This window comes from Peribacillus sp. YIM B13472 (assembly GCF_042788005.1).
In the GTDB taxonomy this organism is placed as follows: domain Bacteria; phylum Bacillota; class Bacilli; order Bacillales; family DSM-1321; genus Peribacillus; species Peribacillus simplex_E.
Genome location: NZ_JBHZPG010000075.1, coordinates 1 through 3,014 on the forward strand (window position 1 = coordinate 1; position 3,014 = coordinate 3,014).

1 rRNA gene is annotated in these 3,014 nt (G+C 52.1%); it reads left to right on the plus strand.

Annotated features, from left to right (window positions below):
- Window positions 1-74: 74 nt before the first annotated feature.
- Window positions 75-3,007, plus strand: a 23S ribosomal RNA gene (locus ACFX4I_RS26305).
- Window positions 3,008-3,014 lie beyond the last annotated feature (7 nt).

The window sequence follows — 3,014 nt, forward strand, 5'->3', positions numbered from 1 at the left end:
TTGTTCCTTGAAAACTAGATAATAGATAGAAGGCAATTAATTTTTTTCAAAGCATCTGTAAGATCTTTTTTAACGGTTAAGTTAGAAAGGGCGCACGGTGGATGCCTTGGCACTAGGAGCCGATGAAGGACGGGACTAACACCGATATGCTTCGGGGAGCTGTAAGTAAGCTTTGATCCGGAGATTTCCGAATGGGGAAACCCACTGTTCGTAATGGAACAGTATCTTTACCTGAATACATAGGGTACTGAAGGCAGACCCGGGGAACTGAAACATCTAAGTACCCGGAGGAAGAGAAAGCAAACGCGATTTCCTGAGTAGCGGCGAGCGAAACGGAATTAGCCCAAACCAAGAGGCTTGCCTCTTGGGGTTGTAGGACACTCAACATGGAGTTACAAAGGAACGGGGTAAATGAAGTGACCTGGAAAGGTCCGTCGAAGAAGGTAAAAACCCTGTAGTTGAAACTTCGTTCCCTCCTGAGTGGATCCTGAGTACGGCGGGACACGAGAAATCCCGTCGGAAGCAGGGAGGACCATCTCCCAAGGCTAAATACTCCCTAGTGACCGATAGTGAACCAGTACCGTGAGGGAAAGGTGAAAAGCACCCCGGAAGGGGAGTGAAATAGATCCTGAAACCGTGTGCCTACAAGTAGTCAAAGCCCGTTAATGGGTAATGGCGTGCCTTTTGTAGAATGAACCGGCGAGTTACGATTTCATGCGAGGTTAAGTTGATGAGACGGAGCCGCAGCGAAAGCGAGTCTGAATAGGGCGAATGAGTATGAGGTCGTAGACCCGAAACCAGGTGATCTACCCATGTCCAGGGTGAAGTTCAGGTAACACTGAATGGAGGCCCGAACCCACGCACGTTGAAAAGTGCGGGGATGAGGTGTGGGTAGCGGAGAAATTCCAATCGAACCTGGAGATAGCTGGTTCTCTCCGAAATAGCTTTAGGGCTAGCCTCAAGATGAGAGTATTGGAGGTAGAGCACTGATTGGACTAGGGGCCCCCAACGGGTTACCGAATTCAGTCAAACTCCGAATGCCAAATACTTATTCTTGGGAGTCAGACTGCGAGTGATAAGATCCGTAGTCGAAAGGGAAACAGCCCAGACCACCAGCTAAGGTCCCAAAGTATACGTTAAGTGGAAAAGGATGTGGAGTTGCTTAGACAACCAGGATGTTGGCTTAGAAGCAGCCACCATTTAAAGAGTGCGTAATAGCTCACTGGTCGAGTGACTCCGCGCCGAAAATGTACCGGGGCTAAACGTATCACCGAAGCTGTGGATTGACACCGTTGGGTGTCGATGGTAGGAGAGCGTTCTAAGGGCGTTGAAGTCAGACCGGAAGGACTGGTGGAGCGCTTAGAAGTGAGAATGCCGGTATGAGTAGCGAAAGAAGGGTGAGAATCCCTTCCACCGAATGCCTAAGGTTTCCTGAGGAAGGCTCGTCCGCTCAGGGTTAGTCGGGACCTAAGCCGAGGCCGAAAGGCGTAGGCGATGGACAACAGGTTGATATTCCTGTACCACCTATACATCGTTTGAACGATGGGGGGACGCAGAAGGATAGGGTAAGCGCGCTGTTGGATATGCGCGTCCAAGCAGTTAGGCCGGAAACGAGGCAAATCCCGTTTCCATTAAGGCGGAGCTGTGATGGCGAGGGAAATATAGTACCGAAGTTCCTGATTCCACGCTGCCAAGAAAAGCCTCTAGTGAGATGTAAGGTGCCCGTACCGCAAACCGACACAGGTAGGCGAGGAGAGAATCCTAAGGTGTGCGAGAGAACTCTCGTTAAGGAACTCGGCAAAATGACCCCGTAACTTCGGGAGAAGGGGTGCTTTTTAGGGTGAATAGCCCAGAAAAGCCGCAGTGAATAGGCCCAGGCGACTGTTTAGCAAAAACACAGGTCTCTGCGAAGCCGCAAGGCGAAGTATAGGGGCTGACACCTGCCCGGTGCTGGAAGGTTAAGGGGAGAGGTTAGCGCAAGCGAAGCTTTGAACCGAAGCCCCAGTAAACGGCGGCCGTAACTATAACGGTCCTAAGGTAGCGAAATTCCTTGTCGGGTAAGTTCCGACCCGCACGAAAGGTGTAACGATCTGGGCACTGTCTCAACGAGAGACTCGGTGAAATTATAGTACCTGTGAAGATGCAGGTTACCCGCGACAGGACGGAAAGACCCCGTGGAGCTTTACTGCAGCCTGATATTGAATTTTGGTACAGCTTGTACAGGATAGGTAGGAGCCTGAGAAGCCGGAGCGCTAGCTTCGGTGGAGGCGTTGGTGGGATACTACCCTGGCTGTATTGAAATTCTAACCCGCGCCCCTTATCGGGGTGGGAGACAGTGTCAGGTGGGCAGTTTGACTGGGGCGGTCGCCTCCTAAAGAGTAACGGAGGCGCCCAAAGGTTCCCTCAGAATGGTTGGAAATCATTCGTAGAGTGTAAAGGCACAAGGGAGCTTGACTGCGAGACCTACAAGTCGAGCAGGGACGAAAGTCGGGCTTAGTGATCCGGTGGTTCCGCATGGAAGGGCCATCGCTCAACGGATAAAAGCTACCCCGGGGATAACAGGCTTATCTCCCCCAAGAGTCCACATCGACGGGGAGGTTTGGCACCTCGATGTCGGCTCATCGCATCCTGGGGCTGTAGTCGGTCCCAAGGGTTGGGCTGTTCGCCCATTAAAGCGGTACGCGAGCTGGGTTCAGAACGTCGTGAGACAGTTCGGTCCCTATCCGTCGCGGGCGCAGGAAATTTGAGAGGAGCTGTCCTTAGTACGAGAGGACCGGGATGGACGCACCGCTGGTGTACCAGTTGTCTTGCCAAAGGCATAGCTGGGTAGCTACGTGCGGACGGGATAAGTGCTGAAAGCATCTAAGCATGAAGCCCCCCTCAAGATGAGATTTCCCATGGCGCAAGCTAGTAAGATCCCTGAAAGATGATCAGGTTGATAGGTCAGAGGTGGAAGCGTGGCGACATGTGGAGCTGACTGATACTAATAGATCGAGGACTTAACCAACGCTTTT